This is a genomic window from Cupriavidus sp. 01L46 (assembly GCF_056399905.1).
On record NZ_JBFTSF010000685.1, the window covers coordinates 1 to 638 of the forward strand.

1 protein-coding gene is annotated in these 638 nt (G+C 65.4%); it reads left to right on the top strand.

Features of this window, described 5'->3' with window-relative positions; genetic code table 11:
• Nucleotides 1–96: 96 nt before the first annotated feature.
• The coding region (locus tag AC1DS3_RS39320; protein ID WP_477129459.1) for a hypothetical protein at nt 97–638 on the top strand (542 nt) is incomplete at its 3' end.

Sequence of the window (638 nt, forward strand, 5' to 3'; positions counted from 1 at the left end):
GCCCAAACAACGTGGCGATAATCGGCCGGCGAGCCGCATGGCGAAAAGTGCAGCACACAGTACTGCACTGGCCGGTCTATAACAATGGAGCGAGACATGACCGACCCGGTTTTTCATAAGACCGAGCAAGGCCAGGATGAAATCCGCACGCGCGCGCGCAAGCTGGACCATAAACTGCGCGCCTTGCTGCTGATCGTCAATGGCGAGCGCCGGCGCAGCGAGCTGCTGGCCCAGACCGGCGGCATGGGCGTGGGGCCGGAGAGCATCGACGCCCTGCTGGCTGCCGGGCTGATCCGCGCGGAGAATGCGCCACAGCCTGCGGCAGCGGATACCCGCCCCGCAAGCCCGCCAGCCAGCGTGGATCACCATGGCGATGCCAAGGCCGACAGCCTGTTCTCCATGTACAGCATGCGTGGTGCCAATGTGCCGTCATGGGACGACGCCTTGCCCGCGCCAGCCTCCCCGCAACCCGCGGGCGGCACTTACCAGCGGCTTTATCACTTCTATACCGATGTCATCGGCCATCACCTGGGCCTGCGCGGCTACCTGCTGCAAGTCAAGGTGGAAAAGGCCGGCAGCCCGGCGGAACTGGCGGCGCTGCGCGACCCGCTATACAGCGCCTTGCACAAGGCCAAAGG